Source organism: Corallococcus carmarthensis, assembly GCF_003611695.1.
Lineage (GTDB): Bacteria > Myxococcota > Myxococcia > Myxococcales > Myxococcaceae > Corallococcus > Corallococcus carmarthensis.
Genome location: NZ_RAWE01000021.1, coordinates 41409 through 61716 on the forward strand (window position 1 = coordinate 41409; position 20308 = coordinate 61716).

Genomic DNA, 20308 nt, shown 5'->3' on the forward strand with positions numbered 1-20308 from the left:
GGACTTCAGGGCACCGCGGGAACGCTGCCGCGCAGCATGAAGAACACCACCACGCCCGTCACCGACACATAGAGCCAGATGGGCGCCAGCCACCGCGTCACCTTGCGGTGCCGGGCGAACTGCTGCCGCCAGGAGAAGTAGAAGGCCACCAGCGCCAGCGGCAGCACCGGCATGGACAGCAGCACGTGGCTGGCCAGCAGCGTCAGGTACAGCCCGCGGAAGTCGCCCACGTAGCGCGTGTCCCCGTGCACGAAGTGGTAGGCGAGGTAGCCCACCAGGAACAGCGCGGACGCGATGAACGCGCTCACCATCAGGTTCTGGTGCACCCGCCGCGCGCCGCGCTTGATGGCCACCCATCCGCCCAAGAGCAGCACCGCCGCCGTCGCGTTGAACCCCGCGTTCACCGCCGGCATGAAGCGCAGGTCCACGCCCATGCCCGCGCCTCCGCGCCGGATGAGCAGCAGCCACGCCAGCAGCGCCAGCGCGCCAGCGGACACCACGCCGATCGCGATGAAGAAGGAGCGGTCGTGGGTGGACGGAGACGACGGGGAAAGCCCGGAAGCGGCGTTGGACATGCCCCCTTGTGGCTCGCGCCAGGGCCCGCGTGCAACCGCGCGTACGAGCAGGGGCCTACATCGACCGATATGTCGGTTGAATGGAATCGGTTAGGTTAACTGGATCTCAAACCGGAAAATCCTTCATACTCTTGTTCACTGCGTCACCCCCGACCCCCCCTCTCGGAGGTTCACCGTGTTCAGCGTGCGATGCCTTGCCCCCCTGGCGAGCGCCGCCCTCCTGCTCGCCCTGCCCGCCGCCGCTGAAGAAGCGGTGTGCGCGCCCGTGGCGAAGGTTCCCTTGGAGCGGCATCTAAGGCAGCTCTCTCTCGATTTGCTGGGACGTCCTCCGACCATGGAGGAGTACAAAACGTTCCAGGCGAAAGGCTCCGTCACCGCTGCGGACGTCCGCAAGATGATGGGTGAAGAGTCCTTCTACGCCCGGATGCGCGAGTTCCACCGCGCCCTCCTGCGCTCGAACATCAACTCGAGCGTGCAGGGCAACGGCGACTACCGCGTGTCCGGCACGCCGCTGAGCTTCGCCGGCAACAACTCCAACGCCCTGCGCGGTGGCCAGAGCCAGCGCTGTGACGGAGAGATTGCCCAGGACAGCTGCAAGGCGAACCCGCAGGACGCGCACCAGGACAACTCCACGGCCCCCGCCTGCCGGGACGCGCAGGGCGTGCCGCTGCCGGTCAGCTACGACTACGACACGAACTTCTACCAGTGCCGCCAGCTGGACGTGAACGCCACGGCGCCGGAGCTGAAGTTCGCGGACTGCAACGCGCTGAAGGCGAACGCGACGTACGGCAAGTACGTGAACTTCTGCGACAACCGCTACCTGGCCTCCGCGGGCAAGTCCGTGGGCTACCTGTGCCTGCCGGACCCGAACAAGAACACCACCAACGTGCTGGTGCCGTCGCCGGCCACGGGCGTCATCACCTCCTGGGTGCAGCCGGCGGGTGGGACCGGCACCCTGACGCTGGATCGCTGCGGGTTCGACATCTCCACGAGCCAGGCGGGCGTCTGGAGCCCGAGGCGGGGTTGCGTGCAGCGCGAGGGCTACGTCACCACCACGGTGCAGCCCTACTGGTCCACCACCACGGAGCCCGTGAAGGTGTGCGCCATCGAGGCGCAGGACCGCCCGACGAACCCGTACACGGGCGCGGCCTGTGAGACGTCGCGCTTCAACGGCGACCGCAGCTGCGGCTGCGGCGACAAGATGCGCCGCTGCGAAATCACCGAGGTGCACACCGCGCGCGTCGCCGCCTTCAACGAAGAGCCGCTCTACATCACGGACTCCGTGGTGCGGAACGACGAGCCCTACTTCAACATCCTCACCACCCGCCGCTCCTATGTGAACGGCCCGCTGTCGGAGTTCTACCGGCAGCGCCAGGGCGTGGGCGTCTTCAGCGTGAAGGCCCCCGCGGACAGCGCGGTGCTGCCCTCCGTGACGTACGCCAGCACCACCCAGTGGAGCGAGTACGTCCGCGACAACACCCACTCCGGCGTGCTCACCACGCCCGCGTTCCTCTACCGCTTCCCCACCCAGCGCGCCCGCGTGAACGAGTTCTACGAGGCGTTCCTCTGCAAGCACTTCGCCCCGGCCGCGGACGCGTCCCTGCCGCCCCCGGACGACGCCTGCAACCGCGAGAACAACCTGGCCAAGCGCTGCGGCTGCAACTACTGCCATGCCACCATCGAGCCCACGGGCGCGCACTGGGGCCGCTACGCGGAGCGCTCCGCGCTGTTCCTGTCCGCGGACCAGTTCCCCCGCCTGGACGTGAAGTGCCGCGACTGCGCCATCAACGGTGACACCAGCTGCGGCGGCGAGTGCAGCCAGTACGTGATGCAGGCCTTCGACGGCGACGGCGCCAACTCGCTGGGCCTCTTGAAGACCTACCTCTACCGCACCACGGACGAGGAGAAGAACATCGAGGGCGGCCCGCAGGCGCTGGTGAAGCGCATGATGGAGACGGGCGACCTGGAGCGCTGCACCGTCAAGCGCGTCTGGAACGAGTTCCTGGGCCGCGCGATGACGGCCGAGGAGCAGCGGATGTACCTCCAGACGCTGTCGCAGGACTTCGCCAAGAACAACCACAGCCTCAAGGGACTCATCGAGCAGGTGGTGATGTCCGACGCGTACCGGAGGATCGACTGATGCGCCGCCTACTGTTGACCGCGCTGCTCGCGCTCGCCACGGGCTGCACGCAGGGCTCCGTGGACGTCCCCGCCAAGCCCGTTCCGCTGGACGCCCAGCTGGACCCGGTGCCCAACCCGCACGGGAACACGGACCAGATCGACCCGCTGCCGGACCCGGAGGCCCAGGGCGGCAGCGTGGGCCGCGCGCCCCGCCGCCTCACCGTCGCGCAGCTCAAGGAGTCCATCAAGATCGCCGTGGGCATGGAGTGGGATGAGCTGGAGTCGCGCGCCGCGTCGCTGGGCCGCGCCGACTACGCGCTCATCACCACGGAGAACACGGAGCCCAACCTCGTCTTCGCCCGCTTCCTGGACGACGGCGCGCGCAAGGTCTGCATCGCCCAGGCGCAGAAGGACATCGCGCAGGCGGACGTGACGCTGCGCACCCTGGGCCGCACGCTGCCCACGCCCATGAGCGACCTCACCAAGCTCACGGACGCGCAGGTGAACGAAACGCTCGTGTACCTCTCCACCCGGTTCTGGGGCGCGCCCCTCTCCGGTGACGAGCTCACGCGCTACTCCACGTTCTTCCGCAAGGCCGCCGCCCGGGCCGAAACCCTCAAGAAGCGTGACCAGGCGCTGGCGGTGGTGTGCATCGCCATGCTGACGGACTCGCGCTTCATCACCTACTGACCTTGACGGTGCCTGCGATGAAGAAGACACGCCAAGACGACCTCAGCTGCCCCGAGCGCCGCACCTTCCTCAAGGCCGGAGCCGGCTTCATGGGCTCCCTCCTCCTGGGAGGCATCCCCTTCAAGGCCGTGGCCCAGGCGACCAACCTGGCCGCGCCCGACCGCTGCTTCGTGTTCGTGTATTTCAGCGGCGGGTGGGATCAGCTGCTCGCGTTCGACCCGCGTGACCCGGCGGTGTTCACCGCCGACCGCGTCTCCGAGACGCGCATCATGCCGGGCTACAGCCTGCTCTCCACGGACTCCCGCTTCCAGCAGGTGCCCATCGTTCCCAAGGAGCGCGCGGGCGCCGGCCCCTCGACGATGACCTTCGGGCCCGCGGTGGGCGCGCTGTCGGACCACTACGACCTGATGACGGTGGTGCGCGGCATCAACATGAGCACGCTCACCCACGAGGTGGGCTACCGCTACTTCCTCACGGGGAAGATGCCCATCGGCAGCGCGGCGCGCGGCTCCTCCACCGCCACGGAGATCGTGGGCCAGATGAAGCCCACGGTGCCCATCCCGTCCATCGCCCAGGGCGTGGAGTCCTACAACGACCGCTACGGCGGCTACGCCAACGCGCTGCGCGTGAGCGGCCTGGCGGACCTGGTGCTCACGCTGGATCCGCCCACCGCGGCGCGCCAGCTGGACAGCGAAATCGAGAAGAGCCTCATCGACCTCAACGGCATGCCCATCACCTGCGAGGAGCAGGCGCTCACCGCGCGGGGCGTGGGCTCGGCCTACGAGAGCAGCCGCGGCCAGATGCAGTCGGTGATGGAGAACAAGCTGTCGGACTCGTTCCGCTTCCAGCTGGCGGCCAACCAGTCCGTGCGCGACTTCTACGGGCTCAACGGCCAGTCCTATCCGTACAACAGCGCCGCGGGCCGCGCCGCCATGGTGGCCACCGCCCTGAAGAAGGGCATCAGCCAGTGCGTGTCCATCAACCTGGCTGGCGGCCTGGACACCCACTTCGGCACGCAAGTCACCCATGCAAGCAACCAGCGGGCGGGATTCGACGCGCTGAACCTGTTGGTGAATGATCTCCGCCAGACGTCTCACCCCGGCGGCGGCAACTTCATGGACCACACCACCATCCTGGTGTTCAGCGAGTTCGCTCGCACGCCCACCATCAACGCCACGGGCGGGCGCGACCACCACCTGTCCAACAGCTGCCTGCTGATGGGCGCGGGCATCAAGCACAACCTGGTGGTGGGCCGCAGCGGTGACATCGGCATGTCGCCGGGCACGGTGGACCTGCGCACGGGCGCCAACGACCCCAACGGCTCCAACATCTTCCCCGAGCACATCATCGCCACGGTGCTGGCCTCGGCGAAGTTGGACTACAGCATCACGCGGGTGGACCCGCTGCGGTTCATCCTTGCCTGAACCTTGATGAGCACTCCCTCCTCGCGTCCCCGGCCGCGCCACGGTTCCCCCACCGTGGCGCGTTTCCTCTCCCCCTCGATCCTGCTCTGCGCCGCGGTGTTGTTGTCCGCGTGCGGCGAGGACGCACCCCCGGGCAGCGACCCGGCGAAGCCCGCGGCATTCACGGCCACCCAGGTCTCCACGGCGCAGTCCCTGGCCGCGATGCCCGGCTTCGCGGACCAGTCCGGCGGCGGCATCTTCGCCACCGCGACAGGTGAAGCCGTGCGCTTGCGGCTGGACGGCTCCAGGGCCGCGCTCGCCGCCCATCCGCAGAACACGGCGCCCCTGGGCGCGGTGCGCGCCACCTTCCGCCTGGGGCCGCACAGCGCCCTGGTGGAGACGGACCGCGGCCTGTTCCTGGCGGATCAGGGCTGGCTCATCGAACCGCTGTGGCAGGAGGTGCTGGGCACCGGCATCGTCGCCACCGCGCAGACGGCGGACGGCGCCGCCTGGATTGCCCACCCCACGGGCCTGTTCCAGATCCAGGGCGGCGTGCTCGCGTCGTTGAAGCTGTCCGGGCAGCCGCTCACCGGCATCACCACCATGACGGCCGCGCCCGCGGAGGACGGCCTCGCGGGCCTGTGGTTCGCGCGCGAGGGCAAGCTGAACGTGGTGGTCGCGTCCGCGCCGGGCGTCTACCAGGTGCGCGGCACGGACGCGCCGCTCAACGGCGGTGAGACGGTGCAGACGCTCGCGGGGCTGGGCGCCGGCACGGGCGCGCCGGGCGAAATCTGGGTGCTCACCAGCACCCGCCTGCTGCGCCGGAACACGGACGGCTGGAGCACGGTGGCGCTGCCGTCGCGGCCCGAACAGCTGCTGGGCGCGGGGCGCTACCTCTGGGCCCGCGCGGGCGACCGGCTCTACACCTACGACGCGGACGCGAAGGTCTGGGGCTCCGCGGAGGGGCTGCCTTCCGGGTCGGTGACGCTGCTGGCCGCGGACGAGAGCGGCTGTGCGTGGGTGCGCGTGGGTGACCAGGCCCTGGCCATCAGCCAGACGCCGGCGCCGCGCGTGACGGGCATGCACCAGGGCATGCTGGTGGTGGAGGACGGGCTGATTGTCCAGGCCCACCTGCCGCCGGGCAGCCCGCCGAAGAGCGTCCACTTCCAGCTGGAGGGCCAGGAGGTCGAAGCGACTGGGCCCGCGTTCAGCATGGGCGGCCTGGAGGCGGATGGGGAGACGCTCAAGGCGTTCTCCTTCACCAACCTGGCGCCGGGCGGGCACACGCTGGGCGTGGTGTCCCGCTTCGAGGACGGCTCGGAGGCGCGGCGGCAGATGCCCTTCCTCTACCAGCCGCTCACCACCACCCCCAGCTACGCGCGCGACATCCGGCCCATCCACGAGGCCCGCTGCGCCAAGTGCCACACCACCAGCCCTGGCCGGCCGCTGAACACCTACGACTTGTGGAAGTCCAACGCCCAGCTCATCAACGCGGCGGTGCGCGACCTGCGCATGCCCGCGGACGGGCCGTTGGATCAGCAGGGCATCGCCCTCATCCAGCGTTGGGTGTCGTCTGGCGCGCTGCCCTGAAGTCCCTTCGTCGCGACTGCTTCCCCTGAGTGCATGCGCCCGTCTTCCTCCACCCGGGGAGGACGGGCGCCCCCTTCCGAGGCACCCCCCATGAAACGTCTCCTCCGCGCGACCCCCCTCGCAGCGCTGCTGACCCTGGCCTGTGACGGTGAGCTCAAGCCCGCCGAGCAGCTTCCCTACGTGGGCCCCTGCGAGGGCCTGGCCCCGCTGACGCTGTCGGCGGAGCCCACGACGGTGCGCTCCGAAAGCGTGGCCACGCTGACGGCCGGCGGCGGCAGCGGCCATTACACCTTCCGCGCGGAGGCGGGCGGCTCCTCCGGCGACATGCGCGGCAACCGCTTCGTCGCGGGCTCCACGCCCGGCGAGGACACGCTGACGGTGGTGGACGACCAGTGCGGTGGCTCCACCAGCGTGAAGGTGAAGGTCATCGCGGGCTTCGGCGTCTCGCCCGCGCGCGCGATGCTGCGGCCGGGCACGTCCTTTCAAATCCTCATCGAAGGGCTGGTGGGCACGGCGACCTTCACGCTCACCACCAACGGCTCCGGCGCCACGCTCACCGACGCGGGCGTCTACACGGCGGGGCAGGTGGAGGCGCAGGACGTCATCACCGTGCGCGACACGAAGTCCGGCGACACGGTGGCGCTCCAGTACACCGTGAGCAAGGCCGCGAAGCTGGTGGGCGACCCGCAGTATCTGGGCGTGCCGTCGGGCTCTTCCGCGCCGCTGGGCACGGCGGGCGGCACGGACCGCGTGACGTGGAGCAAGAAGTCCGGCCCCGGCTCCGTGGTGAATGGCCGCATCGTGGTGGAGGCGGGGGCGACCGGCACCGTCGTGCTGGAGGCGAAGGACGCCTTCACCGGTGACGTCGCCCCGGTGTCGGTGCGCGTGCTGGACGAGCTGACGCGGCCCCTGCTGGCGCACGGCAAGCTGTCGGACGTGGCCATGATGGTGACCGCGGACTTCGACGGCGACGGCATCCAGGACCTGGCGGTGGGCCAGCGCGAGAGCGAGCTGTCGCGCCCCACGGGCGGCGCGGTGTTCATCTACAAGGGCAGCGCTTCCGGCCTGCCCGTGAAGCCCACCTGGGTGCTGACCGGCGAGACGGAGGGCGCGCTCTTCGGCGACATGCTGGCCGTGGGCGACCTGGACGGCGACGGGCTCGCGGACCTGGCGGTGTCCTCGCCGGGCGCGGACGTCACCATCGGTGACTCGGGCGCGGTGTACCTCTACACGTTCAAGCCGGGCCAGGCGCCCGCGCTGCTGAGGCCCGCGCTCACCGGCCTGGGCCGCGGCGGGTTCGGCACGGGCATGGCCATCGCGGACGCGGACGGCGACGGCGACATGGACCTGTTCGTGGGCTCGCCCGGCGGCGACCTGTCCACCCTCGCCGGCATCAGCCGGCGCGGCGTCATCGACATCTTCACCCTCACCAAGGGGCAGCCTGTCCCGGACCTGCCGGCGGTGCGCCTGGGCGGCCAGGACGTGAAGGTGACCGGCGAGTTCGAGCTGAAGAGCACCACGGAGCTGGGCCGCGCCATCGTCGTGGCGGACCTCAATGACGACGGCCGTCCGGACCTGGCGGCGCTGCACCGGCTGACCCGCTTCAAGGCGGACAACACCGCCGACGGACAGCAGATGGCCGTGGCGGTGTACTTCGCGCGCGACACGGCGCCGCGCTACCGCTCCGCGCCGGACCAGTACGTGCTGGTGTCCAACACCGCCGTGGAGACGATGGCCAACGAGGGCACCTTCCGCCTGGGCGCCATCCCCGGCGAGGGCAGCCGGCCTCCGTTCCTGCTGGTGATGGCGGACAGGGCGGATGCGCCCGACCTGCGCACGACGGGCGGCGTGGCGGCGCAGGTTGACGCGGGCGGTGCGTACCTGTTCGACCTGCGGGGCGCGACGCTGGCCGCGGACCCGGCGACGGTGAAACCGGTGAAGGTGCCGCTGACGAACGCGTTCGCGCGCTTCTACGGCGACGCGCGGAGCATCACCGCGACGCGCAGCTGGGCGGTGATGGATGTGGACGGCACGCCAGGGCCGGAGCTGCTCCTGGGCGCGCCGTATGCGTCCGTGACGGTGGGCACGACGACGCTGGGCAACGCGGGCAAGGTGCTGGTGTTCCCGCTCACCGGCCTGACGAAGGACACGGCGATGAACAAGCCGCTCGCGGCGCTGGGCGGCGCGGCGAAGGCGGAGGTGCTGGGCGCGGGCCTCTCGGCGTGGAACCTGCCGTCCGGCCCGGTGCTGGTGGGCTTCTCCGGCCGCGCGTCGTCCGCCTCGGGCGCGTTCACCGGCCGCGTGGACATCTTCCAGAAGGCCGGTGCGACGCTCGCGGACTGGTCGCGCAGCGGCCTGGACGTGGCGGCGAAGGCCAGCGTGGAGCGCTTCGGTGAGACCGTGGCGGTGTCGCGTCTCAACGGCAAGGTGATGGCCCTCGTGGGCTCGCCGGGCTTCTCTGGCCCGGGTCCCAACAACGACGGCGCGGACCTCACCGTGGGCCGCGCGTACACCTTCGACACCGCGGAGCCCGGCAAGGCCACCGTGGCGGGAGAGGGCGCCAGCTCGCCGTGGTACGGCGGCCGCAACGTGGGCGTGGACGTGGCGTTCACGGACTTCAACGGCGACGGGCGGCCGGACATGGTGGCCGGCGCCACGGCGCTCGTCATCCCGGCGACGAACTCCGTCGCGACGGAGCGCGACCCCTACGTGGCGAACGCCTGCATGACAGCGGCCACGCAGTCGCTGGGTGGACTGCTGGTGTCGGCGGGGCAGGCGGACGGCACCTTCAAGCCGGCCTGGCGCGTGTTCGCGCCGTCCGTGGTCGCCACCTGCGACGACGCGGCGGCCACGAAGTGCAAGCGCACCACCATCGGCCGCGGCGTGGTGGGCGGCTTCGACTTCAACGGCGACGGCAAGCAGGACCTGGCCGTGCTGCGCGACCGCGGCATGGATGTGTTCCTGGGCCGCGCTCCAGAGGACGCGTCGCTCGCGAAGCTCACGCTCGCCTGCGACCCTGCCTATTCGTGGCCTTCCATCCCCATCGTCTGGCCGCCCGCGCAGTGGAACACCACCGCGTTGCCGCAGACCTCCGCCATCGCCACGGTGGGCGACCTCAACGGGGACGGCTGCGACGAGGTGGCATGGCGTTACTCGGACAACACGCACTCGGGCATCGTGATCGCCTACGGCCACGACGCGGGCGGCGCGCGGTGCGGTGGACGCAAGGTGGGGGCCACCGTGCGCATCGCCGGGGACGCGGAGGTGGGGCGCTCGTTGATGAACCTGGGAGTGGCCACCACGCGCGCGGGGAAGTTCCTGGGGACCTCAGGGGCGGACTTCCTCGCGGTGAGCGCCAACAACTACCTGGTGGACGGCGTGAGCCAGCAAGCGGTGCTGCTCATCCAGACCTCCAAGCTCACCCCTACCGCCTCCCCCGATGAGACGCTGCTGGACGTGGTCAACCTGGCCCCGCTGAACCTCACCTACCGCGCCCGCGCGGTGAGCTTCGGCACCTCGTTGTCGGGCGGTAGGGACCTCAACGGCGACGGCATCCCAGACCTGTGGGTGGGCGCGCCCAACGCGTCGGTGGCCTCGGATGGCGACGGCGCGGCGTTCCTCTTCGCCGGTGGCGCGAAGTCCACGGGCCCGCTGTCGCCCTTCCTGCTGGTGGTGGGTGACGGCGCCGAGCGCTCCTATCTGGGCCAGTCCATCTCCGTCGTCCCCGGCTCCGGAGGCTCGCCGCCCACGGCCGTCATCGGCGCGCCGAGGAGCTATCGCACCGGCACGCAGAACGGCACGGCGTACTCGCTGCCCCTGCCGTTCTGAGTCACGCCGCGGGCGGGGCTTCCGGAGGCACCTTCGCCTCCGGGGCCTCGTCGCGGTTGGCGAGCGCCGCCGCCGTGAGGATGAGCGCGCCGCCCGCCAGGAGCGACGGCGTGAGCGGCTCGCCCAGCAGCGCCACGCCCAGCGTCACCGCCACCAGCGTGTCCAACAGCGCCATGGCCCCCAGCGCCGCCAGCGAGATGCGCGGCAGGAGCCAGTACAGGCACTGGTAGGTGAGCACCGTCCCGCCCAGCGCCAGGTACAAGAGCGCGCCCACCGCCTTGGGCGTCCAGTGCACCGGCTGGTTCCACTCCAACAGCGCGGACGCGGAGAGCAGCAACACCGCGCTGCTCAGCGTCTGCACCAGCGTGAGCAGGTGCGGCGGCACATGTGTCATGTGCTGGCGCACCAGCACGTTGGCCACCGCCACCACGGACGCCGCGACCAGCGTCATCGCGCAGCCCAGCAGCACCTGCCCGGAGAAGCTGAGCGACACCAGCTCCTGGTGCTGGAGCGCCACCACGCCCGTGAGGCCCAGCCCCGCGGCGAAGAGCTTGCGCGCGGTGAGGGGTTGGTCGGGCAGGACGATGCGCCCCACCAGGAGCAGCCACACAGGGAAGGTGGAGAAGAGGAGCGCGGACCAGCTGGAGGGAATCCACTGCTGCGCCACGAAGAGCAGGCCGAAGGGCACCGCGAGCTGGAGCACGCCAATCCCCGCGATGCGCCACCCGGTCCCGCCTCCCAATGCAGTCCCGCGCGAGCGCGCGAAGGGCAGCAGCGCCAGCCCGGCCACGAGCATCCGCGTGCCCACGAAGCGCAGGGGCGGCAGGTCCTCCAGCCCCACCTTCACGGCGGCCCAGGTGGAGCCCCAGAGGATGAAGCAGGTGGCGTAGGCCAGGGACACCTTCCACCGCGGCGCGGGCTTCGCGACGGGGCTCACGACGGTCACGGACGACATGGCGGCGCGGGAGGTAGCACGCGCCGCCCCCTTCCGGGAAACATCCGTTCAGGGCGCGACGCGTCAGCCGCGGGTCTACTCGTCCGGCAGCACCTGCTTCACCCGGAGCACGGGCGCGAGCAGGTCCCCCACGGCGTCCAGGCGCTTCTTCAGCGTCTTGAGGCGGAAGCGGTGCGGGTCCAGGCGGCCGTTCACCTCGCTCCATGCGAGCGGCGCGGAGAAGGGTGCGCCCTCCACGGCGCGCAGGGAGTAGGGCGCCACCACCGTCTTGCCGCGCGCGTTCTGGCCCGCGTCGATGTAGAGCCGTCCGCCGCGCTCGCGGATGGAGCGCTTCGTGGTGGCGATGTCGCTCAGCTCCTCCTCCAGCTCGTGCGCCCGCGCGTCCGCGAACGCCTGGGTGCGCGCGTAGGTGTGGCCCGGCGCCAGGGGGACCAGCACGTGCAGGCCGCGCTTGCCGGATGTCTTCGGGAAGGACTTGAGGCCCAGCTCGTCCAGGCGCGCGTGCAGCAGGGTGGCCACCTTCACCACGTCCTTCCAGCCGCCAGTGCCGGGGTCCAGGTCGAACACCACGAAGTCCGGCTGCGCCAGCCGGGGCGCGTGGGACAGCCACATGTGCAGCGTGAGCGCGGACTGGTTGGCGAGCCACAGGAGCGCGGACGCGTCCTTCACGTTCACATGGCGCAGCGTCTTGTCCTCGTGGCGCACGCGCAGCGTGGGCAGCCACGCGGGGATGCCGGACAGCTCGTGCCGGAAGAAGCCCGAAGCCTGGATGCCCGCGGGCCACTGCTGGTGGGCCAGGGGCCGGTCCTCGAGCAGGGGCAGCAGCAGCGGCGCCACCTGCTGGTAGTACGCGAACACGTCCGCCTTCGTCAGGCCAGACTCGGGGAACAGCACGCGGTCGCCGTGCGTGAGGACCACCTCCGGCGCGCGCGCGGACTTCCCGCGCGCTGTCTTCACGGCGGGCGCCTTCTGGGTCGCGGTGCGCGCGGCGGCCTGCGCCGGTGCGCGGCGTGAGCCCCGGCGGGCGGCGCCCTCGATGGGGGCCGGATGTTCCCGCACGACCTCCTTCGGCACCTTGTCGCTGCGCAGGCCCTGGAACACGGGGTGGCGCAGGCGGCCGTCCTTGGTCCACTCCGTGAAGTTCACCTGGGCCACGTACTTCGGCTTCACCCAGACGGTGTCCGTGTTCTTCGGCGCATCCACGGCGGAGGGCTTCTTCACGCGCGTGGCGTCCAGCAGCCAGCGCAGCTCGCGGCGGTCCGCGGAGGTGTAGCCCGTGCCCACCTTGCCCACGTCGTGGAAGCCGGTCCTGCCCCGCACGCCCACGCGCAGCGCGCCAATCTCCGACTTCGCCCGTGCGTTCTTGATGGGCAGGTAGCCCAGGATGACGACCTCCTGGCCCGCGACCACCTTCAGCTTCAGCCAGTCCCCGGAGCGCGTGCCCGTGTAGGGCGAGTCCTTGCGCTTCGCGATGATGCCTTCCCACCCCTTGCGCCGCGCCTCCAGCAGGGCGCGCGACAGCGGCAGGTCCAGCTTCTCGGAGAGCTGCAGCGGCAGCTTCACGTGAGTCATCAGCTTCTCCAGCCGCGCGCGGCGCTCTTCGTAGGGAAGCTCGCGCAGGTCCTCGCCGTCCAGCCACAGCAGGTCGAACATCACGAAGCGCTGCTCCGCGCCTTCTTCCGTGTGCTGCAGGAGTTGGAAGCGCGAACGGCCCTTCTCGTCGAGCGCGACAATCTCGCCGTCCACCACCACGTCGTGCGCGGGCAGCTCGCGCAGCGAAGCGGTGAGCCGCGCGAAGCGGCCCGCCAGGTCATTGCCCCGGCGGCTCTGGAAGGCGAGCTTCCCGTGCGTGAGGGCGCACACCGCGCGGAAGCCGTCGTACTTCACCTCGTAGGCGTGCGTCTCGTCGTGCACCTCGTCGGACACCGCCAGCCGCGCCAGCATGGGCGGCCACACGCGCTCCAGCAGCGCCTCTGGCGACGAAGGCGGGCGGGCCACCTTCTTCTTCGCGGGCTTCTTGTTGCGCGGCACCCCGGGCTTGCGTGGGCCCTGCGTCTCCACCCGGCCGCTCTTCACGGACTCGGGACGCTCCACGGTGACGTCGTAGCCGGGCCTGGCCTGTTCATCCTTCGCCTTGAAGAAGAGCCACTGCGCCTTGCCAGCGCGCGGACGCGTGCGGATGAGGTGCCAGCGTCCCTTGAGCTTCGCGCCGTGCAGCACGACCTCCAGGTGTCCGCGCTGGAGCTGCGCCTTGGCGTCGCCGGGAGGCACGACCTCGAAGGTTCCGGACTCCCAGAGCAGCGAATCGCCGCCGCCGTACTGGTCATCCGGGATGTGCCCTTCGAAGTCCGCGTAGGAGCGCGGGTGGTCCTCCGTCTGGACCGCGAGCCGCTTCACGGAAGGGTCGTGGCTGGGGCCCTTGGGGATGGCCCAGCTCACCAGCACACCGCCAATCTCCAGGCGCAGGTCGTAGTGCATGCGCGTGGCGTCGTGCTTGTGGATGACGAAGACGGGTGCGTTCGACTTCGGAGCCACCACGTCCGGGGACGGCTCGGGGGTGCGCTGGAAGTCGCGCTTCGTCCGGTAGTGACGCAGCCGCTGCTGGGTGTCGGAGGTCTTCACACTCCAACGCTCTGCACAGGAGAGCGGGCGCGCAATTCCTCCCATCGGTTGGTGGGCGGGCAGGGAGGCAGGCGCTCCCCGTGGACCCGGCATCTGATTTTCCGGCCACACCCTGGAAGGGGTGCCCCGTCCGTCCGCCTGCCCTGGGTGCGGAAGGGGGATGGGTGCATGGGATGGCGGTTGGTTCGCGGAAGCGGCGTCCCCACATTGTTCGGGCCCCAGCACTTGCCGTACCCGGCTGGAGGAGGCACCCATGGCCGACAAGTCCGAAGTGGCTCGCCTGCACAGCCTGGCCCAGCTCGATGCCGACGCCGTGGGCGCGTATGACGTGGCCATCGCCCGCATCGGGCCGGCCCTGGTTCGTGAGCGCCTCAACAGCTTCCGCGCGGACCACCTGCGCCACGTGCAGGACCTCAACACGCTCATCCGTCACTTCGGAGGTGAACCGGTGACGCTGCGCCCGGACCTGAAGGGCACGGCGATGAAGGGCCTGACGGCCATGACGGGGCTGATGGGAACGGAGGCCACGCTGTGGGCCATGCTCGGCAACGAGGAGCTGTTCGACCGGGCCTATGAGCTGGCGCTCCAGTTCGAGTGGTCCCCGGAGGTGAAGGTCCTCATCCGCCAGCACCGCGAGGACGAGCGGCGTCACGGCACGTGGATCCGCGACGCGGTGCGCACCCGTCCCTGGGCGGAGAGCCGCATGCCCTTCATGGACACCGCCGAAATGGGCGCCTGAAGCCGCTACCGCGCGTCGTGGCGAACTGGCATACGCTGCCGCGCGTGAGCGACATCACTGTCTACCAACCCGACTTCCTCTTCGCGGAAGGACGTTTCCACGAAGGCCGTGCGCTGGCGGTGGGCGCGGATGGCCGTGTGCTCGGCGCGGTGCCCGAAGGGGCGCGCGTGGAGCGGCTCGCGGGGCGGGCGCTGTTGCCGGGGCTCGTCAACGGACACTCGCACGCGTTCCAGCGGCTCATCCGCGGACGCACTGAATACGTGGCGTCCGCCGGCGGGAAGGATGACTTCTGGTCCTGGCGCGAGGCGATGTACCACGCCGCGGAGGTGCTCACGCCCGAGGACATCCACGTCGCCTCCCGGCAGGTGTTCCTGGAGATGGCGCTCGCGGGCATCACCACGGTGGGCGAGTTCCACTACCTGCACCACCAGCCGGATGGGACGCCCTACGCGGACCGCAACGCGCTGGCGCACGCGGTCATCCGCGCGGCCACGGACGTGGGACTGCGCATCTGTCTGCTGCGGGTGGGCTACGCGCGCGCGGGCTTCAACGCGCCCTCGAACCCGCGTCAGCGCCGCTTCATCGACGCGGACGTGGACACGTTCCTATCCACCACGGAGGCGCTGTCCCACGCGACGCGCGGTGACCCGCGGGTGAACGTGGGGCTCGCGCCGCACAGCGTGCGCGCGGTGTCTCGGGACTGGCTGACGCAGGTGGCCCGCACCGCGCCCGCCAGCATGCCCATCCACATGCACGTGGCGGAGCAGCCGAAGGAGATTGAGGCGTGCCTCGCGGAGCACGGCCGCCGTCCGGTGGAGCTGGTGTCGGACGTGGGCCTGCTGGGGCCGCGCTTCACGGCCGTGCACGGCGTGCACCTGACGGAAGCCGAGGTGACGCTGCTGGGCCGGGCGCAGGCCACGGTGTGCGCGTGCCCGTCCACGGAGCGCAACCTGGGGGACGGCATCGTGCCGGCGGACGCGCTGGTGAAGGCCGGGGCGCGCGTGAGCTTCGGCTCGGACAGCCAGACGGTGGTGGACCTGCTGGACGAAGCGCGGCAGCTGGAGCAGCACCTGCGCCTGGTGCGGCTGCGCCGGGCGGTGCTGGACCCGGGGACGGGGACGCTGGACGGGCTGTCGGCGCGGCTCTTCGACATGGCCACGGTGCAGGGCGCGCGAAGCCTGGGGATGGGCACGGGCACGCTTTCAGCGGGGTCGCCCGCGGACTTCTTCACCGTGGACCTGCACCACCCGTCGCTGGTGGGCGCGGGACCCACGTCGCTGCTTCCGGGCATCGTCTTCGGAGCGGCGGGAGGGGCGGTGCGCGAGGTGGCGGTGGCGGGCCGGCTCATGGTCCGGGACGGCCGGCATCCGCTGACGGATGAGAGCGGCCGGGCCTTCCAGCAGCTCGCCCGGCGCCTCTACCCATAGGGTTGGGGCACGGTTCGATATGCCGTGCCGGAGCGGGACGTTGACGAAGCGCGACGTGGGGTTTTCCACGGGAGGATGTGGATGCGCTCAAGATTCTGGCTGTGGTTGGTGATGTTGATGGGGCTGGCGGTGGGGGGCTGCGCCGGGCGTCAGGAACTGGAGACGCCGGACTACGAGGCCATCTACGACCTGCCGCTGGAGGAGATGTGGCCGTCGGTCCGTGAGTACTTCACGGACGCGAACCTGCCCTACCGCGAGGACCGGGGCAGCCTGGTGCTGGAGACCGAATGGAAGCAGGAGTTCGGCGGCTCGAAGATCGCGGGCTACTGGCACCGCTACATGGTCATCGGCAAGCGGGAGACGCCGACGAAGAGCAAGCTGTGGATCATCCGCATCACCAAGACGGTGAACAAGGCGCTGGCGCAGCCCGGCCGGCAGTTGGATTGGGGCGCAGGGCGGGGGCTCGGCGGACCTCCCAGTGAGCGCGGCTCGGGGGCGCCGGGTGATGCGTCCTCGAGCACCGCTTACGGTGTCTCCATCGAGGATGACGAGGACCGGCTGGCCTTCCCGGTGGGAGAGAACGCCTTCTACGTGGACTCCGGTCAGGGCACGCGAGACCTGACCATGGAGTGGCGGGTCTTCCGGGGCATCATGCCGAAGCTCGCGAAGCAGCAGGCGGTGAGCGCCGAGCAGCAGGTGGCGAAGGCACCGGGCGCGAAGGAAGCCCCGGCGTTCACCGAGTGCGGCCAGTCCATCCTCGGCCTGAAGAAGCAGGCGAAGGCGGGCGGGGTGATGCTGCTGGGTGAACTGCACGGCACGCAGGAGGTGCCGCGCTTCATCGCGCAGTCCGTGTGCCAGCTCGTCACGTCCGGCATGCCGGTGACGGTGGGCCTGGAGCTGCCCGTGGAGAACGAGGCACGCATCGCCACGTTCCTCCAGAGCCAGGGCGGCGAGGTGGATTGGCTCAAGCTGATGGAGGCCCCGTTCTGGCGCAGCCCGTATCCGGACGGGCGTGGCAGCGAAGCGGTGGCGAACATGCTGGAGCAGCTGCGCCAGCTGCGAGCGCAGGGGCTGGACGTGGCGGTGTTCGTCTATGACCACCCGAAGCTGTCGGGCCAGAAGCGCGAGGACGCGCTGACGCAGACGGTGCTGGCGCAGGTGAAGGCGTCACCGCGGCGCTTCCACCTGGTGGTGAGCGGCAACGTCCATCCGCGCACGGCGAAGGGGTTGCCGTGGGACAAGCAGTACCGGCCCATGGGCTACCTGCTGAAGGACCAGCTCGACGACGTCACGTCGTTGGACATGGCCTACGACAGCGGCACGGCGTGGATCTGCGCGGCGGATGAGAAGGGCCGGAAGCTGGACTGCGGCGTGAAGGAGGCGAAGGGGAAGGACAACGGCGACCGCTTCTTCGTCCACGCCTGGGACTCGCCCAACAAGGAGGGCTACCACGGGGTCTTCTACGTAGGCCACGTGACGGCCTCCGAGCCCGCCATCCGCAAGGGGCTGGGCAACCCGGACGCGGCGCCCGCTCCGGAGGAGTCCACGTCCGGCTCGTAACAGGCACCCGAGGGGGATGACAGGGGCCGTGCGAGTCACCCGGGACGGTGGCCCGCGCGGCCTCTGGCTTTTCGCGGGCACACGATATGCCCACCGCTTACGCAACGTTGTTCAGCGCATCGCGGAATGAGAGGGAGGCACCTTGCGGATGCGCTCGACGTTGAACGTGGCATGGCTGGCGTTGCTCCTGGCGGTGGGCTGCGCCGGGCGTCAGGAGCTGGAGACGCCGGACTACGAGGCCATCTACGACGTGCCGCTGGAGGAGATGTGGCCGTCGGTCCGTGAGTACTTCACGGACGCGAACCTGCCCTACCGCGAGGACCGGGGCAGCCTGGTGCTGGAGACCGAGTGGAAGCAGGAGTTCGGCGGCTCGAAGATCGCGGGCTACTGGCACCGCTACATGGTCATCGGCAAGCGGGAGACGCCGACGAAGAGCAAGCTGTGGATCACCCGCATCACCAAGTCCGTGAACAAGACATTGTCGCAGCCCGGCAAGGAGCTGGACTGGGGCGTCTTCCGGGGGCCGGGTGGCAATGACGGGGTTGCCCTGAGCCCGGAAGACGACGCGGCCCGGCTGGCCTTCCCGGTGGGAGAGAACGCGTTCTACATGGAGTCAGGGCAGGGCACGCGGGACCTGACCATGGAGTGGCGGGTGTTCCGGGGCGTCATGCCCAAGCTCGCGAAGAAGCAGCCGGTGAGCGCACAGCCGCAGGTGGCGAAACCCGCGCCGGCGTTCACCGAGTGCGGCCAGTCCATCCTCGGGCTGAAGAAGCAGGCGAAGGCGGGTGGGGTGATGCTGCTGGGTGAGCTGCACGGCACGCGGGAGGTGCCGCGCTTCATCGCGCAGACGGTGTGCCAGCTCGTCACCTCCGGCATGCCGGTGACGGTGGGCCTGGAGCTGCCGGTGGAGAACGAAGAGCGCATCACCGCGTTCCTCCAGAGTCAGGGCGGTGAGGTGGACTGGCTCAAGCTGATGGAAGCCCCGTTCTGGCGCAGCCCGTACCCGGATGGCCGGGGCAGCGAAGCGGTGGCGAACATGCTGGAGCAGCTGCGCCAGCTGCGAGCGCAGGGGCTGGACGTGGCGGTGTTCGTCTACGACCACCCGAAGCTGTCGGGGCAGAAGCGAGAAGACGCGCTGACGCAGACGGTGCAGGCGCAGGTGAAGGCGAAGCCAGAGCGCTTCCATCTGGTGGTGAGCGGCAACATCCACTCACGCACCGCGAAGGGGCTGCCGTGGGACGCGCAGTACATGCCCATGGGCTACCTGCTGAAGGACCAGCTCGACGACGTCACGTCGTTGGACATGGCCTACGACAGCGGCACGGCGTGGATCTGCGCGGCGAACAAGCAAAGCAACAAGCTGGACTGCGGCGTGAAGGAAACGAAGGGCAAGGACAACGGCGACCGCTTCTTCGTGCACGCCTGGAGCTCGCCGAACCTGGAGGGCTACCACGGCGTCTTCTACGTGGGCCACGTGACGGCCTCTGAACCGGCCATCCTCAAGGGACTGGGCAACCCGGACGCGGCGCCCGTATCGGGTTCCACGTCCGGCCTGTAAGCAGCCGCGGTGGCCTCCGCGCGACGCCGGGGCCACGGGCCCACTGGCGTCGCGGCGCGGGCGGTGGCATGGAGGTGGCCTGACTGGAGGCCGTCCCATGAGCGACACGCTGCCCGCGCTGCGGGCCACCCTGGCGGAACTGGTGGCGCTGGACACCACGTCCTCGCGCCCCAACGCGCCCCTCATCGACTACGCCCAGGCGAGGCTGGAGGCCGCGGGCTTCTCCGCCGAGCGCCAGCACTACACCGACGACGCGGGCGTGGCGAAGGTGAACCTGGTGGCGCGCAAGGGCGACGCCGACCGCGCCGCGCTGGCCCTGGTGGGCCACTCCGACTGCGTGCCCTACGATGCCGCCTGGACGGACGCGCTGCGCCTCACCGAACGCGACGGCAAGCTGTACGGCCGCGGCGCCTGTGACACCAAGGGCTTCATCGCCTGCGCGCTGCACACCGCCACGCGCAAGGACCTGCCGAAGCTGGACGCGCCGCTGCTCGTCATCCTCACCGCGGACGAAGAGGTGGGGCTCGTGGGCGCGAAGAAGCTGGTGGCCGCGGGCCTGGGCCGCGCGAAGCACGCCATCGTCGGTGAGCCCACGCGCCTCATCCCCGTGCGCGCCAACAAGGGCTACTGCCTGGCGGAGGTGGAGGTGCTGGGCAAGGAAGGGCACAGCGCGTACCCGGAGCTGGGCGCGTCCGCCATCTTCCGCGCCGGCCGTTTCCTGCACCGGCTGGAGACGCTGGCCCACACCGTCCTGCGCGAGGACCGCGACGAGGGCTTCCAGCCGCCCTTCACCACCGTGAACGTGGGCCTCATCCAGGGCGGCAAGGCGAAGAACGTCCTGCCCGGTTCCTGCCGCTTCACCGTGGAGTGGCGCCCCATCCCCGGCCAGGCCGCCGAGCGCGTCCCGGAGATGATGGAGCACATCCGCCAGGAGCTCACCCGCGACGAGCCCGCCTACGAGGCGCGCATCAAGGTGCTGCGCATGGACCGGGGCGTCCACACGCGCGGCGACGCGGACGTGGTGCGCTTCCTGGAAGAGGTCAGCGGCAACGCGTCCGAAACGGTGTCCTTCGGCACGGAGGCCCCTCAACTCACGGAGCTGGGCGCGGAGGCCGTGGTGTTCGGCCCCGGCGACATCCGCGTCGCGCACCAGACGGGGGAGTTCGTCCCCATGGAGGACCTGGTGCGCTGCGAGTCCGCGCTCACGCAGGCCGTGGCCCGCTTCTGCACGGGCCGCTGA

The 20308-nt window shown here is 70.5% G+C and carries 13 protein-coding genes; 10 read left to right on the forward strand and 3 right to left on the reverse strand.

All coding sequences use genetic code 11. The annotated features are described in order from the left end of the window. Positions 1-5 precede the first annotated feature (5 nt). Positions 6-575: a DUF420 domain-containing protein gene (locus D7X32_RS08785; RefSeq protein ID WP_120602061.1), complete on the reverse strand. Its 570-nt coding sequence runs from the start codon at positions 573-575 to the stop codon at positions 6-8. Between the two features lie 334 nt (positions 576-909). On the opposite strand from D7X32_RS08785, the gene D7X32_RS08790 reads away from it, so the two are divergent. From D7X32_RS08790 to D7X32_RS08810, 5 genes are all read left to right on the forward strand, one after another. After that, on the forward strand, positions 910-2715 hold the full coding sequence (locus D7X32_RS08790; protein WP_244238919.1) for a DUF1585 domain-containing protein: 1806 nt from the start codon (positions 910-912) through the stop codon (positions 2713-2715). Further along, entirely contained in the window at positions 2715-3386 is a 672-nt protein-coding gene (locus tag D7X32_RS08795) for a hypothetical protein (protein WP_120602063.1), read from the forward strand. Before D7X32_RS08790 ends, D7X32_RS08795 begins: the two co-directional genes overlap by 1 nt. A gap of 17 nt (positions 3387-3403) precedes the next feature. Further along, the gene (locus D7X32_RS08800; RefSeq protein WP_120602064.1) at positions 3404-4810 is read left to right on the forward strand and encodes a DUF1501 domain-containing protein; all 1407 of its coding nucleotides are present in this window, start codon (positions 3404-3406) and stop codon (positions 4808-4810) included. Positions 4811-4816: 6 nt separating this feature from the next. Beyond that, a complete protein-coding gene (locus D7X32_RS08805) occupies positions 4817-6379 on the forward strand; it encodes a hypothetical protein (RefSeq protein ID WP_120602065.1) in 1563 nt (520 codons plus the stop codon). Between the two features lie 90 nt (positions 6380-6469). Continuing rightward, positions 6470-10207, forward strand: a complete 3738-nt coding sequence (locus D7X32_RS08810) for a VCBS repeat-containing protein (RefSeq protein WP_120602066.1) — start codon at positions 6470-6472, stop codon at positions 10205-10207. Position 10208: 1 nt separating this feature from the next. Here the strand turns inward: D7X32_RS08810 and D7X32_RS08815 are convergent, their stop codons facing one another. Together D7X32_RS08815 and ligD are read right to left on the reverse strand one after the other, a co-directional pair. Further along, entirely contained in the window at positions 10209-11162 is a 954-nt protein-coding gene (locus D7X32_RS08815; protein WP_120602067.1) for a DMT family transporter, read from the reverse strand. A gap of 75 nt (positions 11163-11237) precedes the next feature. After that, complete coding sequence (ligD, locus tag D7X32_RS08820) at positions 11238-13784, reverse strand: DNA ligase D (protein WP_208752363.1); 2547 nt, start codon at positions 13782-13784, stop codon at positions 11238-11240. A gap of 253 nt (positions 13785-14037) precedes the next feature. On the opposite strand from ligD, the gene D7X32_RS08825 reads away from it, so the two are divergent. The 5 genes from D7X32_RS08825 to argE all read left to right on the forward strand — a co-directional run bounded on the left by D7X32_RS08825 (position 14038) and on the right by argE (position 20308). After that, positions 14038-14523, forward strand: a complete 486-nt coding sequence (locus D7X32_RS08825) for a ferritin-like domain-containing protein (RefSeq protein ID WP_120602069.1) — start codon at positions 14038-14040, stop codon at positions 14521-14523. Positions 14524-14567: 44 nt separating this feature from the next. Next, positions 14568-15950, forward strand: coding sequence for a formimidoylglutamate deiminase (gene hutF, locus D7X32_RS08830; protein ID WP_120602085.1), 1383 nt, complete (start codon positions 14568-14570; stop codon positions 15948-15950). An 81-nt stretch (positions 15951-16031) separates the two neighbouring features. Then, complete coding sequence (locus D7X32_RS08835; RefSeq protein WP_120602070.1) at positions 16032-17510, forward strand: hypothetical protein; 1479 nt, start codon at positions 16032-16034, stop codon at positions 17508-17510. 148 nt (positions 17511-17658) lie between these two features. Next, positions 17659-19068 carry a hypothetical protein gene (locus D7X32_RS08840; RefSeq protein ID WP_120602071.1) on the forward strand — a complete coding sequence of 470 codons (1410 nt, stop codon included), beginning with the start codon at positions 17659-17661 and terminating at the stop codon, positions 19066-19068. Positions 19069-19165: 97 nt separating this feature from the next. Then, positions 19166-20308, forward strand: a complete 1143-nt coding sequence (argE, locus tag D7X32_RS08845; protein WP_120602072.1) for an acetylornithine deacetylase — start codon at positions 19166-19168, stop codon at positions 20306-20308.

Bases quoted from the DNA above. Each gene is read 5' to 3' on its own strand.
- D7X32_RS08800 (WP_120602064.1), top strand. From the start codon at position 3,404: ATGAAGAAGACACGCCAAGACGACCTCAGCTGCCCCGAGCGCCGCACC.
- D7X32_RS08795 (WP_120602063.1), top strand. From the start codon at position 2,715: ATGCGCCGCCTACTGTTGACCGCGCTGCTCGCGCTCGCCACGGGCTGC.
- D7X32_RS08810 (WP_120602066.1), top strand. From the start codon at position 6,470: ATGAAACGTCTCCTCCGCGCGACCCCCCTCGCAGCGCTGCTGACCCTG.
- D7X32_RS08835 (WP_120602070.1), top strand. From the start codon at position 16,032: ATGCGCTCAAGATTCTGGCTGTGGTTGGTGATGTTGATGGGGCTGGCG.
- D7X32_RS08825 (WP_120602069.1), top strand. From the start codon at position 14,038: ATGGCCGACAAGTCCGAAGTGGCTCGCCTGCACAGCCTGGCCCAGCTC.
- D7X32_RS08840 (WP_120602071.1), top strand. From the start codon at position 17,659: ATGCGCTCGACGTTGAACGTGGCATGGCTGGCGTTGCTCCTGGCGGTG.
- D7X32_RS08785 (WP_120602061.1), bottom strand. From the start codon at position 575: ATGTCCAACGCCGCTTCCGGGCTTTCCCCGTCGTCTCCGTCCACCCAC.
- D7X32_RS08790 (WP_244238919.1), top strand. From the start codon at position 910: ATGGAGGAGTACAAAACGTTCCAGGCGAAAGGCTCCGTCACCGCTGCG.
- D7X32_RS08805 (WP_120602065.1), top strand. From the start codon at position 4,817: ATGAGCACTCCCTCCTCGCGTCCCCGGCCGCGCCACGGTTCCCCCACC.
- argE (WP_120602072.1), top strand. From the start codon at position 19,166: ATGAGCGACACGCTGCCCGCGCTGCGGGCCACCCTGGCGGAACTGGTG.
- D7X32_RS08815 (WP_120602067.1), bottom strand. From the start codon at position 11,162: ATGTCGTCCGTGACCGTCGTGAGCCCCGTCGCGAAGCCCGCGCCGCGG.